The sequence below is a fragment of the Streptomyces sp. NPDC019443 genome (assembly GCF_044389785.1).
GTDB lineage: Bacteria > Actinomycetota > Actinomycetes > Streptomycetales > Streptomycetaceae > Streptomyces.
In genome coordinates, this window is sequence record NZ_JBIRYJ010000009.1 from 41,761 (window position 1) to 60,365 (window position 18,605).

Below are 18,605 nucleotides of genomic sequence, written 5' to 3' on the forward strand. Positions count from 1 at the left end.
GGGCCAAGTATCCCGCAGGAAGCGGGGCCTCGCTGCGCGAAAGCGGCCGGATTCGACCCATGGATGGCGGCCGATGCCCTCGGACGCGTCCAGGCTGGGTCGGTTAACCGCGCACCTCTGCCCCCTGTCCGGCCCGCAGTCAGGCCACCCTCAACGAGCGTCCCCGCGGGATGAGTTGGAGGGCGCTGCAGCGGACGCCCGAGGCGAGACCGACACCGAGCCCTGAGACCCTGCAGACGACGCTCGCTGAACTCCTCTCAGATGACGACCTGTTGGCACCACACACGCCGAACTACCGGCCGCCTGACTTCGCGGCGCTCGTGATCAATACACTTAGGGCTTGAGAGTGTTGTGCAGGCCCAACCGGGCTCCTTCGCAGCTCAAGCCCACAACACCCGGATGAACGAGGGAAATCAAGTGCTGACGCACACAAGGGCCGAGACAACGCGACGCTCCGCACGCACCGCCGGAACAGTACTGGCCATAATGCTCCTGGCCGCCTGCGGAACTTCCGGAGGCCCGAACGGCGACAGCGCCGGAAACCCGTCGAAGGGCTCGCAGGCCACCGAGAAGCCGCTGCGTATCGGGCAGCCGAGCCAAAAGACGGTAGAGCTTGGCAGCAACGGGAAAACGGGCAAGTTCACCATCACGCCGCAGCGGGTGGTCGTGGGCAAGGCAGCCGACCTGGACGAACTGAAAGATCCGAAGTACAAGGGCTGGGCGCCGGTCTGGGTGTATGTCAACGCCAAGCTCGTTGATGGGGACGCTCCGATGACAGGTCCCATGGTGATGTCGGACGTGGGCGTCCTCATCGCGGGGGACGTGCCGGTCCAGCGACTGCTCATCCTCGGCCTCGACCTGAGCAGCAAGCCCGCCGACTGCGAGGACGACGATCCCGATGCCCCGTGGCAGAAGGGCGAAGCCCACACGAGGTGTGCGCCGTTCCTGGTGCACGAGGGCAAGGCGGCAACGACCATCACATACTCCAGGGGCTACTACCAGCCCCCGCTGAAGTGGACCGTGCAGTAACAGCGAGGCCATGCTGCCTGCTGTCCCTACTGCTGCCACTGCACGGCTCGGCAGAAGGAAGCAGCGGCCGGGGCCGTGCCGTCGGCTCATGTGGGGAACTCACCAGACAGGCTCGGTTGAGCAGCTCGCTGGGCAGGTAGTCCGATTCGACCTCGATGGGGAAGGCGGCGTCGTAGGCGAGGCACGCGATGGCGAGCGGACCGAGCGCGAGGTAGCCCGCGACGCTGCGTTCCCGCTTCTCCGACGCCGTCCAGTACACCTTTATTTCCAGGGCTTCGACGAGGGCCTGGTTGAAGCCCTCGCGGTCCTTGCGCAGGAAGCGGTGGAAGATATTGAGCGGCTGGTAGAGGATCCTCTCCACAAGTTCCATGTCCGCGACTTGGATGTTCGCCGCGTAGGAGGCCTCAATCGCCGCAACCAGCTTGTCGCTCAGTCCTGGACGTTCCAGCCAATACGTCTGGAGGGCGTCGATCCAGAGGTAGACGAACTCGTCGTACTCCGTGCCCGAAGCACGCAGCACGTCGAGCGGAATCTCGCACAGCTCGGTCATCCGGCTCCTGCTCGCGGCACACGATGGCCAGCCAGAACGCGGTGATCCAGTTGCCGGGCTTGGCATGGAGCCGCGGCCCCGTCGTCGACAGGGAACGCATCTTTTCGGCGATACGGCACTCGACGGTGCCCTCGGTCCGGCCGGCGAAAGCGAACATCGCCGAGCCCACCTGCATCGCCGTCACGACGGCCTCCCAAGTCTGGAGGTCAGACGCATCGGGATTGACCGCCAGCCGCGCCTGGACGTGGAGCATTGCCGTGTCCCAGAGCTACGTCGAACATCTCAGGCGCTTCCTCCAAGAACGAGATCGTCCTCAGGAGTCCCTCGCCCAGGGACTGCGCATACGCCTGATCGTCAGGCCCTGGGCCGCCGTGCCGCGTCACCGTCACCAAGTTCTCCGTCTCGAGCTCGAGGCGAACTCTTTTTCTTCGGGAGCTGGAGTCCGCCAGAGACGAGATCGGTCAGTCCGACGCCTTTTCCCAGTTCTTCGTGGAGCAGCCGTTCTCATCCCATGCTCGATCCGCGAGCATGGTCAGTCCGTCCTCCGCGAAAACTTTCTCGGCGGCAAGCTTGCCGTTGGGATGCCATTCCTTCGAAGTTCCAACTGGGCGACCCATCAGCGCCTGCCCTTCGGAGCGAAGAGCTCCGTCCGGATACCATTCACGACTGGCTCCGTGCTGGACGCCATCGACATAGTTGTCCAAGCTGATGAGAGCGTCTCCTGTGTACTCTGTAACCTCTCCGGTGAAGAGCTCCCCCCTGTACAGCACACGACCTCCGTAATCCATGTCGACTTCGGGGTCGTCAATATCAATTCGTTCTACCGCAGCCATCAAGGGATCCAATATTCGTCAGTCGGCGGATTGCCCGTGAACCGCCCGGGAGATCGTGGCCGCCGCTGATGGTCTGCCAGCTTACGTGGGGAACTCGCCGCACCAGTTGCGCCCCAGGAGGGTGGCGGGCAGGTACTCCGACTCGACCTCGATGGGGATGCCCGCGTCGTGGGCGAAGCAGGCGATGGCGAGCGGCGCGAGCGCGACAAGGCTCGGGATGGTGAGGGCTCGGTCCTCCTCGCTCCAGTACTCCTTGTGCCACTGGAGGGCGGCGGCGAGCGCACGGTTGAAGCCCGCGTGGTCCTGGCGGACGATCCGGTGGAACATCTCCATCGGCGGGTACAGCAGCTTGCCCACCGCCTCCGGGTCGGTGGCGGCCTCCGGGTCCGTGCCGTCGACCGCGGCCACCAGCTTCTGGCCGAGGTCGGGTCCGCCAAGCCAGTAGGTCTGGAGAGTGTCGAGGCGTACTGGAACTCATCGAAGCGCGAACCGTTCTCGCGAAGCAGGGACAGCGGACCTGGCACAGGGCCGTGATCCTGTCCCGTTCCCTGCACACCACGGCCAGGTGGAAGGCGGTGAGCCAGGTGTTCGGGTGCACATACCACTGCGGGCCAGTGGCCTGGAGTATCCGGTCCTTGTGCGCAATGCGGCACTGCACGTGATCCTCGGTCGTGGTCGCGGCAGCGAACACGGCGGAGCCGACCTGCATCGCGTTCACCCAGGCATCCCACGTGGGGAAGATCGACCCCCTCGGGTCCATCAGGCAGTGCGCCTTGGCCAGGGTGAGCGTGGTGCCCAAGGCAACGCCCAGCCTGGTGGAGCGCGCCTCCAGCCCGTCGATCAGCTCCTGTGCGTTGTTTTGGAGCACGGCGAGGCTCGCTTCCGCGTTCCTCGTGGGAAAAGGGTGGCGGGGGATGATCGAGACCAACGCGATTCTCCTTAGAAGAGGTTGATTGGCGGATAGAGCACACCCTGCAGCAGGTCACGCGGAACGGTCCGCGCTACTTCGGGGTTCGACCCCTCGATTGCCGCGATGAGCTTGTCCACCAGGCCCGGACGCTGGAGCCAGTACGTCTGCAGGACATCCACCCAGTGGTACATGAACTCTTCGTACTGACCCTCGGGCGAACGCAGCCGCTCCAGCGGGATCTCGCACAGCTGCGTCATCCGCGCCTGGTCACGGCAGACGACCGCCAGCCAGAACGCCGACAGCCAGTTCCCCGCATCGGCGAACGGCTGGGGTCCGATCACCGGAACAGTCCGCATCCTCCCGTTGATACGGCACTCCACGGTCCCCTCGCTCGCACCAGTCACGGCGAACAGCGCCGAGCCCAACTGCATCGCGCTGACGGTGGCTTCCCACGTCTCCAGCTTCGCCGCTTCCGGGTCAGCCACACAGTGGGCTTGCAGTGTCAGGAGCGCGGTGCTGAAATCGAAGTCGATCATGTCTGTCGACTCTTCGAGTTCGTCGATCCGCCTGGCCACTCGCTCGCTCAATCGCTCCGCGAACTGCTCGGCATCGGGTCCCGGTACGCCATGCCGGGAAATGCTCGTGGCCACATGCTCTCCGTAACTCAGGCGTCGACCTCGCCGACCCAGCCGAACTACAGGAGTTCTTTGGACAGGTACTCGGAATCGACCTCGATCGGGAAGCCGTTGTCGTAGGCCATGCATGCAATGGCGAGCGGGGCGAGGGCTACCAGGCCGTCGCTGTTCAGGGTTCGTGCCTCGTCGCCAGTCCAGTACTGCTTGTGCCAGGTGAGGAATTCGGCCAGCGAGGCGTTGAATTTCTCGGTCTCCCCGCGGCTGTAGAGCTGAAAAAGCTCGAGCGGCGGATAAAAGATCTTCAGCAGAGTCTCCTCTTCGGCGATCTGAGCCACTTGAGGGCTGGTGCGTCAATCGCTTCAACCAAGTTGTTCCACATGTCGTCCGCCCAGCGGAACCAGTAGCTCTGCAGAGCCTCCGCCCAGTCGTAGACGTACTCGTCGAACACGGCGCCGGACTCAGGGAGGAACGTCACCGGCACCCGCATGAGCCGGTCGAGGCGCTCGTTCTCGCGGCAGATCGTCGCCAGCCAGACCGCGGTGAACCAGGCCCCGGCGTGCGTGTAGGAGGTCGGTCCGGTCGCTGGGAGATGCTTCACTTCGCCGGCGATCCCGATGCGGCACGGCACCGGGCCTTCCGCCGCCATAGCCGAATCGAACAGCGCGGAGCCGACCTGCATGGCCGTGATCCACGCCTCCCACGTCTCGAACTTCGTCCCCTGCGGATCGCCCGCACAGCACGACATGGCCACGGTCAAGGCGCAGTCAAGAGCCCGGGAACGGGACATCTCCGATCTTTCAAGGCGATCGAGGACCCGACTGGTGCTCTCCATGAGCGCTGCCATGTTTTCCTGGGTTGCCTCGGCAGGGAAGTCATGGCGAGGAACGCTGGATGGTCACTTGTGCCTCAGGTGGGGAACTCGCCGAGCCAACCACGTTCGAGCAGATACTTGGGCAGGTAGCCGGACTCGACCTCGATCGGGAGCTTCCCGTCGTAGGCCAGGCACGCCATGGCCAGCGGCCCCAGAGCCATGGTGCCGTCGATGTCTGCTTCCCGTTCCTCGTTCAGGGTCCAGTACGCCTTGTGCAGCTTCAGCGCCTCCACCAGGGCCGGACTGAAGCCCTCTTCGTGCTTGCGCACGAAGTGGTAGAAGAGGTTGATCGGTGGATAGAGCACACCCTGCAGCAGGTCACGCGGAACGGTCCGCGCTACTTCGGGGTTCGACCCCTCGATTGCCGCGATGAGCTTGTCCACCAGGCCCGGACGCTGGAGCCAGTACGTCTGCAGGACATCCACCCAGTGGTACATGAACTCTTCGTACTGACCCTCGGGCGAACGCAGCCGCTCCAGCGGGATCTCGCACAGCTGCGTCATCCGCGCCTGGTCACGGCAGACGACCGCCAGCCAGAACGCCGACAGCCAGTTCCCCGCATCGGCGAACGGCTGGGGTCCGATCACCGGAACAGTCCGCATCCTCCCGTTGATACGGCACTCCACGGTCCCCTCGCTCGCACCAGTCACGGCGAACAGCGCCGAGCCCAACTGCATCGCGCTGACGGTGGCTTCCCACGTCTCCAGCTTCGCCGCTTCCGGGTCAGCCACACAGTGGGCTTGCAGTGTCAGGAGCGCGGTGCTGAAATCGAAGTCGATCATGTCTGTCGACTCTTCGAGTTCGTCGATCCGCCTGGCCAGTCGCTCGCTCAATCGCTCCGCGAACTGCTCGGCATCGGGTCCCGGTACGCCATGCCGGGCAACAATCACGGTCACGGAAGAGTCCCCTTGCTGATGTCGAACCGCCGGTACTGGTAGCCAGTGTACGTGCCTGCGTTCTTCTCACCTTTGACGACGACGTACTCCAACTTGCTGTCCTTGAGCGCCTTCCGTAGATCATCCACGAGATCCATTTCGCCGCGCTTTTCCATGACCCGGAGAATGTCGAGGAAGTATTCCCTGCTTCCCTGGGAAACAGACCTTCTACTGGGAGGAGGAAGGGTGCGTGCGCCGAGATCCGTACCGGGGCTGCTTTTGGCCTCGATGACGACAATCCGTCCGTCGTCGTGCTTCCACACCTGGTCGAACTGGTCATTACCGTTCTTCGGGCCGAGGAGATTCTCCTTCTTGAAGTCCGGGTAACGCTCGGCGATGAAGTGGTGCTCGGCTGCCGCCTCACCGAATGCCTCGGTCGCGTTGCCCATCTCCGTGTGAGATTCCTTGTACGTCCCCCTGGCCTCTGCCCACGCCCCGGCCGAGTCGGGGGTGCCGCGGACTTCGTGGGCCCTGCCGGTCTCCGTCTTCCACGCCTCGACGAGGTTGTCCCACTCCACGGCAAAGTGGCGCGTTTGCGCGGCCTCGTCAAGCACTCTGAGCCGGGCCGGACTCGTGACGGTGTTCGCGCCCACACCGATGTAGTCGTCGTCGAGGAAGTGGGGTTCGGGGGCCTCAGGAGCGTCCTTGGCACGGATCCACGGGCCGTTCTCCGACATCTGGGTGAGCTGGGTCGGGCTGTACCCGCTCTCGTCCTTCAGTGACAGGCGCAGGCGGTGACCGTTCTTTTGGTAGTACTTCTCGCGATAGCCCGGCTCTTCGTTGGCGCGGTAGACCTGGATCTCTTCGATCTGCTCCAGCGTGAGCCGTCCGCGCGGTCCGTAGGGATTCGGACCATCCAGCATGAACTCGGGACGCGGCACGGGCTGGCGCGGGGCCGGGGTGCCGCCGGCCGGGTGGCCCCCGGCAGGCGTGGCCGCGTCGTCGCCGGCGCGGGCCGCGTCGGCGCCCGCGTTGTCCGCGCCGCTCTCACGCGCGCGGGCAGCGTCGTCGAGGGCATCCAGGCCTGGGAGCTCCGGGCGCGCCGGAAGACCTTCGTCGACCGCCCCGGTCGGGAGGTCTCGGCCGCCGCCGCCCGCGCCCGGGGTCTCGGTGCGGGGGCCCGGGACCGTGTTGTCGCCAGGCGGAGTGTTGCCGGTGGCCGGGGTGTTGTCGCCGGTCCGGCCCGCGCCGCCCGCCGTGTTGTCCAGGTTGTTCGTCGGCAGGTTGTTGCCCGCCGTGCCGCCCGGGAGGTTGTTGCCGGCCTGGCCCGTCGGCAGGTTGTCGCCCAGGCCGCCGCCCGGCGTGCGGTCGACCGCTCCGGCGCCCGGTGCGTCGTGGCCCAACCGCCCCGCATCGCCCAGGTTGTTGTCGAGGCTGTCGCCGAGCCGGATGACACCGCCCGCGTTGTCTCCGACGTGGGCCGCGCCCGCGCCGACCAGGGCCGGTTCGCGGGTCGGGTTCGGCACGCGGGGGTTGTCCGCGCCGGCGGTCGGGTTGGCAGGGTCGGCTCCCTGGCCGCCCGGTTCCTTGGTGGCCGCGGAGTGGTGTTGCTGGAGAGTGCCGTCCTCCTTGAGCAGGTTGCCCTTGCCGTCGACGTAGACGGTGTTGCCGTCCAAGTCGGTCACCTTGGCCGTGCCTTCGGGCAGGGCGGTCGTGCCCTCGGGGACCTTGATGGCGCCCTCGGGTACGGGCACCGAACCGGCCGGGGGCGGTGTGCCGTCGGGCATCTTGACCATTCCGTCGCCCAGGTCGACCGCGCCCTTGGGGATCGCCGCGCCCTCGGGCAGTTGGACCGTGCCCTTCGGGACCTCGAACGCGCCCTCCGGGATCGCCGCGCCCTCGGGCAGGTGCAGGGTGCCGTCGGGCATCTTGAACGAGCCCTCCGGCAACGTGATCGCGCCCTCTGGAAGTGCCGGGATCTCGATCTTCCCCATGCCCTTGAGGCCGGCCATCACATCGCCGATCTTCGACAGGCCCGCACCGGCGCCCTTGAAGATGTACGTCGTCGGGTCGATCGCCCGGCCCGCCTTGCCCGCGAAGGACAGGGCTTTGGCCGCCGCGCCCGCCTTGCCCGCGCCGGCCGCCGCGCCTCCGGCGCCGCCGGTGAAGACGGTCGTCACCACATTGAAGGTGACCGCGCCGGCCGCCCGGGCGGGGTTCTCGCCCCACTGGTCCCAGGCCACGAGCGCCTTGCCCGTCTCCTTCATCGCCGTACGCGAGTCCCGCAGCCAGGCGGGCATGTCCTTGTCGTCGGCCATCCAGAACGCCACGTTCGCGCCCGGGATCGAGGTGATCACCAGTCCGGTGGCGAGCTTGCCCAGACCGACCCACGCCTGGCCCGCAGCGTCCCAGCCGCTGAAGCCGACCAGGGTGCCCAGGCCCTTGATGGTGCCCCAGACTCCGTCGACGATGACGCCCTTGCCGAAGTCCCAGGCGTGCTCCCACACCTGCCACGCAGGCGTCGACTCCTCGACCGCGTCACCCCAGGGCAGGCTCTTGGACTGTTTGAGGGCCTCGGCGTCGTAGCCGTACATGCCCGCCTTGTTGGAGCCGTCGTTCACCTTCAGCGGTGTGCCGCAGACCAGGGCGACGATCTTGTTGTGGCAGGTGCGCTCGATCTCCTGAAAGGCGGCCCAGACCTCGGCGATCTCATTGCGGCGATCGAGGTTCTCATCGATCAGATCGCCGTCCTCACGCCACTTGTCGTCGTCGGCGATCTTGGTACGGAAAGCGGATGCCTCGCCCTTGAGGTTATCCAGCTTCTCCTTCAGCGGACGGGCTTCCCTCGCATAGGTGCCCAGTGCGCCCGCGATGACGCACAGGTCGGAGCTCAGCGAGAGCCCGGTGTCCGAGACCGGCTTGGTGACGGCGAACAGCTGCTCCGCCTCAGGGGCCTTGTAAAAGGCCCGCAGCCCGCCGAAGGAGGTGTGGACGTCACCGGCCGCGGTCGCGATCTTGGCGCCGCCGGTGGACAGCGCCTTCACCTTCGTGTCGAGCACTTCCAGATCGCCGGTGAAGACCGGCACCTCTGCCGGGTCGACCGGTGCGTTCCCGCTCACTTGCGCCCCCCGGCGTCTTTGAGAAGATCCAGACGTACGGACTTCGCGGCGTCCTGGGCGTGCTTGGCCGCGTCCAGGTCGCCCTCGACGTACTCATTGGTGGCCTTGGCCGCGCCCAGAACGGCGGCCTGGATACGCTCGGCCATCTCCTTGAGGGACGGGTGGCGCTTGTTCAGGTACTCGGCCAGCGCCGCACCGACCGGCCCCGTCGCCTTCTGCGTCAACGGCTTCCCCGACGCCGTCGGCCCCTGCAGGGGCGTCTCGGCCGCAGAGCCCGGCACGGCCGTACCCGCCGCCTTGGCCGCCTCCGACATGTCCGTGAGCAGGGCAGTCAAGGCCTTCTCCAGATCCCCGGCATGCGTGCCGGTGACCTTCAACTGGCCTTGCACCCCCTGCGGCTTGATGTCCCACGTCGACATGAACGCCCCCCTGCGTACTGATCTGCCTCACCGCCACCACACCCCCGCGCGGCGCGCTGCGAACCCACACACCCGACGGCCGGCACCCGCCCGACGGCCGGTGCCCACCCGGCACGTCCCGGAGGATCGCTTCTCTCCGGGACGTGTACGACACGGGTCAGCCGATGTTGTCGACCGCGGCCTTCGCCCGCGCGATCGTCTGCTGTGCCGTCGCGTCGTTCTTCTCCAGCGTCGTCTTCAACAGCTGGATGATGTTCCGGACCTCCTGCGACGTGCTGTTCCAGCGCAGTTCCTTGCCGTGGTACTCATCGGCAACGCCGTCGGCCGCGAAGTCCTTCATCGCGTTCTTCACCTGGGTGTCACGCGCGCTGATCACCTGCTCCAAGCGCCCGATCAGCGCCTGGATACTGCCCTGCACCTCCGTCGACGCACCCGTGTCGTACGAACGACGGTCACTACCAGCACCAGCCATTCCAATCACTCCCCGTTAGATCCGAGCACCTTCGCCGCACAAGCCGGTCAGCGGCCGGAGAAGCGCGCCGCGTCGAAGTTCGCCGACGCCATCTGCGTCTTCGCGTTCTCGTCCTGCTCCTGGTCACCCGAGCCGAACGCCGCGTCCATCCCCGACTGACCGCCGAGAATCGCCGACAGCGAGGCGTTCAGGTCCGCCGCGATCTCGTCGGCGCGCGACTTGAACAGGTCGAAGGCGGCCTTGCCCGCTCCGTTGAACTTTCCCTCCAGCGGCTGCGCCGCCTGCACGAGCTGACGGATCAGCAGCCCCAGATCCGTACTCGAACCCTGCGACTGCGACTGCAGGTTCGACAGAACCTGCGCCCCCATGTCGAACTTCATCAGACTCCCCCCGCGGGCTGGATGATGACCGTATGCACTGACATCCCTATCAACTCCGGGGTCACAAGTGCAATCAGCAATCGCTCCACCGTGACCATCCCACGACAATGTCACATCACGAGTGGTCAACAATGGGCAGAGCGCGCTCACTTGACGCAACACATCAAGGGCAGCGGCACCGCCCCGCAGGGGCCCTACGCGCCCTTCAAATGCCGCACCAGACGCTCGAAGTCCCGCCAGCCCGAAAGGTCCGACGGATCGCCCGGCAGCGGGTAGTACAGCGCGGGACGGGTTTTGGGACCGAGCTGGACGGGCGGCTCTGACAGCGGTGTGCGCCGGGCGCGGTCGCCGGGCATCTGTCGGACCTCCTCCGCGCCGAGCACGAAGGCCAGCGGGACGCCGGGACCCTCGAAGCGAGGCGGCACGGCCAAGTCATGTCGGGCTTTGCGCACTTGTACGAGCATCGACTGGAGGCGGTGGCGGGTGGCGAGCACCTCCGCAGCCCTGGGCACGGCGTCCACCGGCGGCTCCTCGTCGGCCCCGTAGCCGAACGCCAGCGTGACCTCCTCCTCCACGCCCGCCTTCGTACGGCTGACGCGGACCGTCGCCAGGCCGGGACGGTCCACGCTGCCGACCACCACGACCCACGTCGGCTCGGGCGCCCTCTCGTAGGCGAGGTCGGTCAGTTGGCGCAGCGACCAGGGGAGATTTGCCGGTTCCGCGGTGCCCCAGCCGGCCGGGGGCTCGCCGGTCAGCTCGCGCCACACCGACTCCAGTGCGCCGCCGAGCACCAGACGGTCGTCCGCGGGGTGGACCGCACGGAACGTGAGAGCCAGCTGGCGCTCACCGGTGTCGGTGACCTCCTGGTAGGAGGCGGCCACCGGCGTGCGCGGGTCGTCGGGGGTCGCGTCGGCCGCCTCGACCGTTGCGAACATCCCTTGCTGCCAGGCCAGTACGGCACCGGTCAGGCCGTCGTAGTAGCCCTCCCGCTCGTCCTGGACGACCCAGCGCGACGGCCAGCCGCTCAGGCTTTCGCGTACGGCCGGCGAGAGCGTCGTGCCCGCCGGGCTGACGATCTGGAGGCCCAACTCGGCCTCGGCCGCGGCCCGGAACGCGTCGGAGAGCCAGGCCGTCATGGCGACCAGCGGACGGTCCTGGATCACGACGGCGACCTTGTCGGTCAGGACGTCGACGGCGGGCTGCGCGGCAGCGGGCGTCGGGGCGACGCTCACGCCCTCACTCTTCACCACGGCGAGAGAAAGCGCCGCCTCCCGCGGCCAGGCGGAGCCGCCGGCCAGAGAGGTCAGTCTGGCCGCGAAGGTACCGGCGATCCGCTCGGCCTCCTCGACGCCGGTGGTGGCGCGGGCCTCCGTCCACCAGTACGGAACGGGCGGCGCCGTGGCGCCGAGCAACCGCTCGGCCTCGCCCGCGACCTGCACGAGCAGCGGCGCCTCGACGGAGACGAGAGGACGGCCCTCCTGATCGCAAAGCTGTACGACGGCGCCGTCGCCCTCCGTGCCCACCAGTTTGTCGGGGCCTCCCGAGAGCAGGCCGGCGAGCACGATCCGATGGTCGGGCATGCGCTGGGTGAGGGCTATGACGTCCTTGGTCATGTGGCTCGTCCGGTCCTTCGTCGTCAGTCGTCAGTCGTCAGTCGTTCATCGTGCGTCTTGCGTCTTGCGTGGCGTGGATTCCGTACGTCACTCGGCCGAGTACACGGTCTGGATCAGGCGGTTCGACTGGCCCCTGCGGATGAGCACACCGCGGCCCGCCGGCTGCTGGGAGGCGTACACGCCGGGGAACAGCTGGCCCTCGCTGCGGTCGCCCGCCATGAGGATCGCCGAGGCTCCCGACTCGCGCAGGCCCTGCACCAGCGGCTCGTACATGCCGCGCGACGCGCCCGCGACGCGGCGCGTCAGGACGAAGTGGAGGCCGATGTCGACCGCGGACGGGATGTACGGCAGGAACGGGGTGAGCGGCGCCTGGCCGGCGGTGGTCAGCACGTCGTAGTCGTCGACGAGGACCACGATCCGCGGACCGCTGCCCCAGCTGCCGGGCTCCAGGTCCTCGAGGCGTGCGCTGTCATCGGGCAGCCGCTTCTCGAGTTCGGTGGCGATACCGGCGGCGAGGCCCGCGCACATCTTGGCGTTGTACGCGTAGCCGCCGTTGAACTCCTCTGGGACCGTGCCGCGCAGGCTCCGTCGCGGGTCCATGACGGCGAAGACCAACTCGTCCTCGCCGTAGCGCTCGATGAGGCCGCCGGCGACGGTCTTCAGCAGATTCGTCTTGCCGCACTCGCTGTCACCCATGACCAGCAGGTGCTGGTCGTGTTGGAACAGGTCGAGCAGGACAGGCGCGAGTGCCGTCTGGTCCAGGCCGATCGGCACCCGCTTGGGCTCGGCGACCGGGCCCGGCAGGAGGTGGGGCTCCAGGATGTGCGGCAGGACCCGTACCGACTGGGCGACCTCGCCGCTCCAGGTGGCGCGGACCGTACGGGCCGTGCGCTCCAGGACCGCGCCCATGTCCGAGGTGTCGGTGACCCCATCCGTACGGGGCAGCGCGACCTGCGCGAAGAGCTTGCCGTCGGTGAGGACGCGGCCGGGCTCGTCGGGCGACAGGGTCTCGGCGAGCTTGCGTTCGATGCTGGACTCGGTCGGGTCGTTCAGTCGCAGCTCGACGCGGGTGCCGAAGTTCGACTGGGTGGCGATGCGGACGTCGTTCCAGCGGAGCATGCCCGCGACGACGTGGATCCCGTAGCCACCGCCGCGCTTGAGAACGTCGACGACCGCGTCGTCCAGCTCCTCGAAGTCGTCGCGCAGCGCGCCGAAGCCGTCGATGACGAGCACGATCTCGGCGGAGGTCAGCTGGGGCAGCCGGCCCGCCGCGTGCAGGGTGCGCAGCTGCTCGACGGAGTCGATGCCGTGTTCGCGGAAGATGTCCTCGCGGGTCGCGAGCATGTTCCGTACTTCTTCGACGGTGCGTCCCGCGCGCTCTCGATCGGCGCGGCCCGCGATGCCGCCGACGTGCGGCAGACCCGACAGGGCCTGGAGACCGCCGCCGACCAGGTCGAGGCCGTAGACGCCGACCTCCTGCGGAGTGTGGGTCAGCGCGAGCGAGAGGACGAGCGTGCGCAGGAGCGTTGTCTTGCCGGACTGCGGGCCGCCGATGACGGCGGCGTGGCCGCCCGCCACCGTGAGGTCCAGGTACCACTCGCCCTGCCACTGCTTCGTCGCGTCGTCGAGCAGGCCGAGCGGCACCTGGAGCGGGCCGCTCCGCTTGGCCAGCTGCATGCCGCGCGTACCTACGTCCATTGGTCCGGCGACCTTGTCCAAGGTGATCGCGTCGGGCAGCGGGGGCAGCCAGATGCGGCGCACCGGACCGGCGGCGTTCTCCAGCTGGCCGACGATGACGCCCATCTCGGTCGGCCCGGTCTCGCGGCGCCGCACCGTCTGCTCCTGCGGGCCCGAAGTGTCCGGTTCGCCCAGTGTGTTGAAGGCCTCGTACTCCAGGGCGAGGGGTCCGGTGTCCTCTTCTTCCGCGCGCTGCACGGGACCGCGGTAGGCGCCCGAGACGTAGCTCGCCTTGAAGCGCTCGTAATGGCTGGTGTCGACCTTGAGGTAGCCGAAGCCGGGCAGCGGCGGCAGATGGAAGGCGTCCGGGGTGTCCAGGACGGTACGGGACTCGTCGGCGGAGAAGGTGCGCAGGCCCAGCCGGTACGAGAGGTAGGTGTCCAGGCCCTTGAGCTTGCCGCCCTCGATGCGCTGGCTGGACAGCAGCAAGTGCACACCGATGGAGCGGCCGATACGGCCGATGGACAGGAACAGGTCGATGAAGTCGGGCTTGGCGGTGAGGAGTTCACCGAACTCGTCGATGACGACGAACAGATGCGGCAGCGGGTCCAGGTCGGGCCGCTTGTCGGCGCGCAGCGCGGCGTAGTCACCGATGTCGGCGATGTTGCCCGCGTCCTTGAGGACCTGCTGGCGGCGCTTGACCTCACCGGCGAGCGAGGCGTGGACGCGCTCGACGAGGCCCGCCTGATTCTCCAGGTTGGTGATGACACCGGCGACGTGCGGCAGGTCCGCGAACGGCGCGAAGGTCGCACCGCCCTTGTAGTCGACGAGGACCAGGGCGAGGTCCTCCGGCGGGTGTGTGGCCACCAGGGCGAGTACGAGGGTGCGCAGGAGTTCCGACTTTCCGGAACCGGTGGCCCCGACGCACAGACCGTGCGGGCCCATGCCGAGCTCGGAGGACTCCTTCAGGTCCAGGAGCACCGGCTCGTGGGAGTCGCTGACGCCGATGGGTACGCGCAGGAAGGCGCGTTCGCCGCGCGGCGCCCACAGGCGCGACAGGTCGAGGCGCGCCACGTCGTCGATGCCGAGCAGGTCGGCGAAGTCGACGGGCCCGGACAGGGGGGCGTCGACGAGCGACTCGGCGGACAGGCGCAGCGGCGCCAGCATCCGGGCCAGGCCCTCGGCGAAGGGGATGGTGACCTCGTCCACGGTGCCGTGAGCGCTGATCGGCTCCTGCTCGCGCAGGTCCTCGATGACCACCTGGTCGCCGTCGACGGTGATCCGGACGCCGACGTGTCCCGGTTCCTGGACCCGCTGTTCGAGCAGGTGGAGGACGGTGACGCCCATCTCGCGCAGGCCGACCGCGTCGTCGGGGCGCGGGAGGTCGACGGCGTCCTCGCCGTGTCCGTCGGTGACGACGAGCAGCCGGGACGACATGGACAGGGCGTCCTTGCCGGACAGGCCACGGCGCACCTCGGCGGCATAGGAGGCGCGGCGGCGCAATTCGGGGCCGATCTGCCGAGCGAGCTGGGGCGCGGAGGGGGCGATGCGCCGGGCGGCGACGGGACCGTCGAACTGCTCGGTGTCGAGCAGATGCGGCATCCACTTGGCCCACTCCCAGTCGGCGAGCCGGTCGCCGGGCACGGCGAGTGCCATCGCCACGTCGTCGGGGGCGTGCATGGCAGCGGCCTGGACGAGCAGGGCGCGCGCAACGCGCAGACAGTCCTCGCGGGGGCCGATGACGCTGATGTTGCCGACGCGGTCGAGCGGAACGGTGAGCGGGAGTTCGGTGCCGGTGCGGAAGCGGGCCATCAGCGCCGACGCCTCGTTGAGCATGAAGCGGTCGGGCGGAGTGAGGACCGACGAGCCCTGCTCGGCGATCTTCAGGTCGCGTACGGGCATCTCGCCGGTGCCGACGCGCACGCGCAGGAAATCGGCGTCGACGCGGCGGCGCTCCCACAGGCGAGCAGGGTCGCGCACGATGTCGTACAGGGCGTGCGGTGGCGGGTTGAGGATGTCGGCGCGCTCGCGTCGCTCGCGCTCCTCGGCGGAGAGCTCCTCGCGCAGGTCCTCCAGATAGGCGAGGAACGCCTCGCGCTGGGTACGACGGGTGCGCTGGGCCTTGCCTCGCTGCGAGAAGACGAGCGCGACGGAGCCGATGATGGTGACGACGAGGATGAGCGCGCCGAGCGCGGCGAACTGACTGTTGCGTACGACAGTCATCATCACGACGGACGACATGACGCCCGCGACGGGCAGCAGCGACATCGCGATGTTGCCCGACTTCCCCTCGGGGAGGTTGGGCGGGGCCTCGATGGTGCGTGCCTCGGAGGCGGCCGGGGGGCGGGTGGTCCTGGCCGGTCGGTGGATCAGTCGGGTACTCATCGTCCGTCATTCACGGTCGGGCTCGGCATCCGGGTCAGTGGCGCTTCTGGGAGAGTTGGAAGACGTCCGCGGCGAGACGGGTGGCGGCCGTCCTGGTCGAGCGAGCGAGCAGTTCGGTACGGATCGTGCCGCCGGCCGCCAAATGACGGTCGTACGGCAGGACATGGACGCCCGCCCCGGTGGACTTGAGTTTCTGGGCGGCCTTGTCGAGGTCGAGTCCTGAGTGCGGCACCTGCTCGGTGAGCACGACGACCGTGCCCGCGATCACATGTCGGGGCAGCTCCTGCATCCACTGGAGCACGGAGTACGTGCTGGTGACGCCTTCCAGTGTGGCGGGGGTGGTCAGGACGCGGGCCTGGGCGGCGGAGAGTGCGACCCGGGCGACCTCGGCGGGCAGCGTCTCGCAGTCGACCACGGTCACACCGAAGTAGCGGCGCAGAGCGACCATGGCCCGCTCGTACGCCCTGGTGTCCAGCATCGCGCCGATCTGGCCCTGACTGCCGGGCAGCAGCCAGGCGTTGCCGGGGAGCTGGACGAGATAGCCGGTGATGTCGAGCAGCGACATCTGCGGCTCGACGATGCCCGCGACATCGCCGGTGGTCCAGCGCAGCGTCTCGGCGCCGAGCCGCAGCGGCAGCGAGCCGAGCGCCGGGTCGGCCTCGACGAGTAGGACCGGGTCCTGCCGGTAGTGCGCGTACGCGGTGCCGAGCAGCGCGGCAACGGTCGACTTGCCGGCACCGCCCCGGATGGAGGTGACGGCGATCTGCCGGCCGGTCGTCACGGGCTGCTGGAGCACCTCGGCGGTGCGGGTGGTCTCGGCGACCTCGCGCGCGGCCGACGACGAAACGATACGGCGCAGGGCGCGTGCGGCGCGCGAGGCGAAGGGCTCGCCGTGCCGCGGCCCCCGTCCCACTCCGGCCAGGTCCTGGGCGACCACGGGCCGGGAGTCGGGGGTGCGGCGGTGGGGGGTGCCCGGGCCCGGGGCGTATGCAGCCGCAGCCGGGGTCTGGGCCTGGGCCTGCCGCACTTGGCCCTGGGAGCCGGTCTGTTGCGGCCGGTCGCCCTGACCCTGGTGGACTGCCTGCTGTTCGTGCTGCCGCTGGTGGTCGGCCTGCTGGGGCACACCGTGCCCAGGGGCGGCATCCGACGCCTGAGCGCTCTGCGCGGGGAGGCCCGGGCCCGGCGCGGGGGCGCCGTACGCCTGTCCGCCGGGGCCCTGAGCGCCCTGCTGCGCGCCGCCTCTCAGGTCACGCAGCACATCGCCCTGCCAGTTGTCTCCGTTCGGCATGTCCGCCCTTCTTTTCCGCCCTGCTTGCCCCGCCCGGAGCGCCTGCGCGTTGACTCAGAACTTGTTGAGCAGCTGTCCGTACACGCCGAACATCCCGATGGCGAGCGGGAAGAGCCCCACCATGCCGATGGATTCGACCAGATCGGCCGTGCGCCGCAGCCGGACCTGCACATGCTCGGGCGGCTGCACCGCCAGAACGACCAGCGGCAGCACCGCGGCGGCGCACAGCAGGGCGAGCGGCCCGGCGCCCCCGGCATGCTGCATCCACAGCATCACGAGGCGTACGACGAGGCACGCCGCGGCGGCAATGAGCGCCACGACCTCGGCGACCAACGGGAAGGCCCGCGCCCTCGACAGGAGCACCACGGCGACGAGTGACGGCAGCGCCACGGTCCATACGGTCGGCTTCTCGGCCAGGGTGAGCAGCCAGCCGGCGGAGGCCGCAGAGACCGCGGTGACCATCGTCGCGAGGGCGAGACCACGGTGCGTGGCCGCGAGCGCGTTGCCCACCTGGTGACGGCTGACGGAGACGCCGCCCGAACGGCGGTCGTCGAGTGCGGTGAGCCCCGACGCCATCAGGGCGAGCCGAGGCAGCAGGCCGAGCAGCACGACGGAAAAGACGGCCATGACGGCGCCGAGCCGGGCCGGATCGCTCTGGAGGGCGGCAACGGCCTCCCACACGACGGTGATCGCGGCGGTGGCCACGGCGCCGATGAGCCCGCCGCGGCCGAGCGGCGAGAAGTAGCCGAGCAGCACCAGCGTCAGGATCAGCGCGCCCGCGACGGCGGCGAGCCGCACGGTCCCCGACCAGTCGTACGCGTCGGCGGCGGTCCACGCGGTGAGGATGCCCAGCCCGCCGGAGGCGAACAAGAGGGCGGTCGCCAGGCCCCGGTTGCCCTGCCCGATCTTGGCGACGAGCGCACCGGCCGTCAGGAGGACGAGCGTGACGGCCACGAGGGCACTGGCCAGAGCGTCGAGCGCGAACTCACGACGGGCGAGCAGCGCGGCGATCAACGCGAAGGCGACGGTCGCCACGCCCGCGCTGGCCCGGCGCGCGGCGGGACGCCAGCGCCAGGCCTGCAGATCGAGATCGTCGGCCACCTGGTCGGTGACGTCGTGCACCACGGGGGCGGGCGGCGCGGAGTGGGTCCTGACGAGGCGGAGTATGGCGCCGTCGGCTATCTCGGCCGACGCAAGCGTGCTGTCGTGCGGCAGCGCGGAACCGTCGGACGTGATCAACTGCCGTGTCAGCGGGCGCGATGCGGCGCGGTCGTCCAGCAACTGCAGGATCTCCGGCAGCAGTTGCCCGATCGGAGTGTCGGAGGGCAGGACGATGTCGGCCCGGCGTCGCTCGCCGACCAGGGTCACCCGGCTCAGTTGCGCCCGGGAAGTCGTTGCTGTGCTCACCACTTACGGGAACCTATCATCGCGACGTTGAGAACTTCCGGGCCAAAATTGGACTTGCCTGCGCTGCCGGCTTAGCCCCTTCCCTTACGGGACTCTTCCTGCTTCGGGGAACTTTTCGCACATCTCCCGGAGTCGATGTGGA

Annotated in this window: 14 protein-coding genes and 3 pseudogenes; 1 reads left to right on the forward strand and 16 read right to left on the reverse strand. The window is 68.7% G+C overall.

Translation table 11 applies throughout. From position 1 onward, the window contains the following. The first annotated feature begins 417 nt into the window (after positions 1 to 417). Positions 418 to 1,029, forward strand: a complete 612-nt coding sequence (locus tag ACH492_RS25890) for a hypothetical protein (RefSeq protein WP_398990075.1) — start codon at positions 418 to 420, stop codon at positions 1,027 to 1,029. On the opposite strand, the gene ACH492_RS25895 is transcribed toward ACH492_RS25890, so the two are convergent. The 16 genes and pseudogenes from ACH492_RS25895 to eccD all read right to left on the reverse strand — a co-directional run bounded on the left by ACH492_RS25895 (position 977) and on the right by eccD (position 18,466). After that, positions 977 to 1,579, reverse strand: a complete 603-nt coding sequence (locus ACH492_RS25895; RefSeq protein WP_398990076.1) for an immunity 49 family protein — start codon at positions 1,577 to 1,579, stop codon at positions 977 to 979. The two genes, ACH492_RS25890 and ACH492_RS25895, sit on opposite strands and share 53 nt — an antisense overlap. Before the next feature lie 46 nt (positions 1,580 to 1,625). Beyond that, positions 1,626 to 1,832 (reverse strand): annotated as a pseudogene (locus ACH492_RS25900) (Imm49 family immunity protein); the annotation flags it as partial. 208 nt (positions 1,833 to 2,040) lie between these two features. Then, on the reverse strand, positions 2,041 to 2,412 hold the full coding sequence (locus ACH492_RS25905) for a toxin-antitoxin system YwqK family antitoxin (RefSeq protein WP_398990077.1): 372 nt from the start codon (positions 2,410 to 2,412) through the stop codon (positions 2,041 to 2,043). An 81-nt stretch (positions 2,413 to 2,493) separates the two neighbouring features. Next, positions 2,494 to 2,820 (reverse strand): immunity 49 family protein, encoded by a 327-nt coding sequence (locus ACH492_RS25910; RefSeq protein ID WP_398990078.1) that lies wholly within the window; start codon positions 2,818 to 2,820, stop codon positions 2,494 to 2,496. Between the two features lie 160 nt (positions 2,821 to 2,980). Continuing rightward, positions 2,981 to 3,172: pseudogene (locus ACH492_RS25915) on the reverse strand (Imm49 family immunity protein); the annotation flags it as partial. A 179-nt stretch (positions 3,173 to 3,351) separates the two neighbouring features. Then, positions 3,352 to 3,972 carry an immunity 49 family protein gene (locus ACH492_RS25920; protein ID WP_398990079.1) on the reverse strand — a complete coding sequence of 207 codons (621 nt, stop codon included), beginning with the start codon at positions 3,970 to 3,972 and terminating at the stop codon, positions 3,352 to 3,354. A 44-nt stretch (positions 3,973 to 4,016) separates the two neighbouring features. Continuing rightward, positions 4,017 to 4,801: pseudogene (locus ACH492_RS25925) on the reverse strand (immunity 49 family protein). A 62-nt stretch (positions 4,802 to 4,863) separates the two neighbouring features. After that, positions 4,864 to 5,724: an immunity 49 family protein gene (locus ACH492_RS25930; RefSeq protein WP_398990080.1), complete on the reverse strand. Its 861-nt coding sequence runs from the start codon at positions 5,722 to 5,724 to the stop codon at positions 4,864 to 4,866. Beyond that, positions 5,721 to 8,822 (reverse strand): hypothetical protein, encoded by a 3,102-nt coding sequence (locus ACH492_RS25935; RefSeq protein WP_398990081.1) that lies wholly within the window; start codon positions 8,820 to 8,822, stop codon positions 5,721 to 5,723. The genes ACH492_RS25930 and ACH492_RS25935 overlap by 4 nt, the downstream gene beginning before the upstream one ends. Next, positions 8,819 to 9,241, reverse strand: a complete 423-nt coding sequence (locus tag ACH492_RS25940; protein ID WP_398990082.1) for a DUF6507 family protein — start codon at positions 9,239 to 9,241, stop codon at positions 8,819 to 8,821. Before ACH492_RS25940 ends, ACH492_RS25935 begins: the two co-directional genes overlap by 4 nt. 157 nt (positions 9,242 to 9,398) lie before the next feature. Beyond that, complete coding sequence (locus tag ACH492_RS25945) at positions 9,399 to 9,713, reverse strand: pore-forming ESAT-6 family protein (RefSeq protein WP_398990084.1); 315 nt, start codon at positions 9,711 to 9,713, stop codon at positions 9,399 to 9,401. 47 nt (positions 9,714 to 9,760) lie between these two features. Then, complete coding sequence (locus ACH492_RS25950; RefSeq protein WP_398990085.1) at positions 9,761 to 10,093, reverse strand: hypothetical protein; 333 nt, start codon at positions 10,091 to 10,093, stop codon at positions 9,761 to 9,763. A 194-nt stretch (positions 10,094 to 10,287) separates the two neighbouring features. Then, the gene (locus ACH492_RS25955; RefSeq protein ID WP_398990086.1) at positions 10,288 to 11,706 is read right to left on the reverse strand and encodes a DUF6177 family protein; all 1,419 of its coding nucleotides are present in this window, start codon (positions 11,704 to 11,706) and stop codon (positions 10,288 to 10,290) included. Positions 11,707 to 11,793: 87 nt separating this feature from the next. Next, on the reverse strand, positions 11,794 to 15,768 hold the full coding sequence (gene eccCa, locus ACH492_RS25960; RefSeq protein ID WP_398990087.1) for a type VII secretion protein EccCa: 3,975 nt from the start codon (positions 15,766 to 15,768) through the stop codon (positions 11,794 to 11,796). A gap of 34 nt (positions 15,769 to 15,802) precedes the next feature. Beyond that, positions 15,803 to 17,056: a MinD/ParA family protein gene (locus ACH492_RS25965; RefSeq protein WP_398990088.1), complete on the reverse strand. Its 1,254-nt coding sequence runs from the start codon at positions 17,054 to 17,056 to the stop codon at positions 15,803 to 15,805. A gap of 54 nt (positions 17,057 to 17,110) precedes the next feature. Then, a complete protein-coding gene (gene eccD, locus ACH492_RS25970) occupies positions 17,111 to 18,466 on the reverse strand; it encodes a type VII secretion integral membrane protein EccD (protein WP_398990089.1) in 1,356 nt (451 codons plus the stop codon). Positions 18,467 to 18,605 lie beyond the last annotated feature (139 nt).

Excerpts from the sequence above, each read along its gene's own strand:
- ACH492_RS25895 (WP_398990076.1), bottom strand. The coding sequence starts at position 1,579 with ATGACCGAGCTGTGCGAGATTCCGCTCGACGTGCTGCGTGCTTCGGGC.
- ACH492_RS25905 (WP_398990077.1), bottom strand. The coding sequence starts at position 2,412 with ATGGCTGCGGTAGAACGAATTGATATTGACGACCCCGAAGTCGACATG.
- ACH492_RS25940 (WP_398990082.1), bottom strand. The coding sequence starts at position 9,241 with ATGTCGACGTGGGACATCAAGCCGCAGGGGGTGCAAGGCCAGTTGAAG.
- ACH492_RS25945 (WP_398990084.1), bottom strand. The coding sequence starts at position 9,713 with ATGGCTGGTGCTGGTAGTGACCGTCGTTCGTACGACACGGGTGCGTCG.
- ACH492_RS25950 (WP_398990085.1), bottom strand. The coding sequence starts at position 10,093 with ATGAAGTTCGACATGGGGGCGCAGGTTCTGTCGAACCTGCAGTCGCAG.
- ACH492_RS25955 (WP_398990086.1), bottom strand. The coding sequence starts at position 11,706 with ATGACCAAGGACGTCATAGCCCTCACCCAGCGCATGCCCGACCATCGG.
- eccCa (WP_398990087.1), bottom strand. The coding sequence starts at position 15,768 with ATGAGTACCCGACTGATCCACCGACCGGCCAGGACCACCCGCCCCCCG.
- ACH492_RS25965 (WP_398990088.1), bottom strand. The coding sequence starts at position 17,056 with ATGCCGAACGGAGACAACTGGCAGGGCGATGTGCTGCGTGACCTGAGA.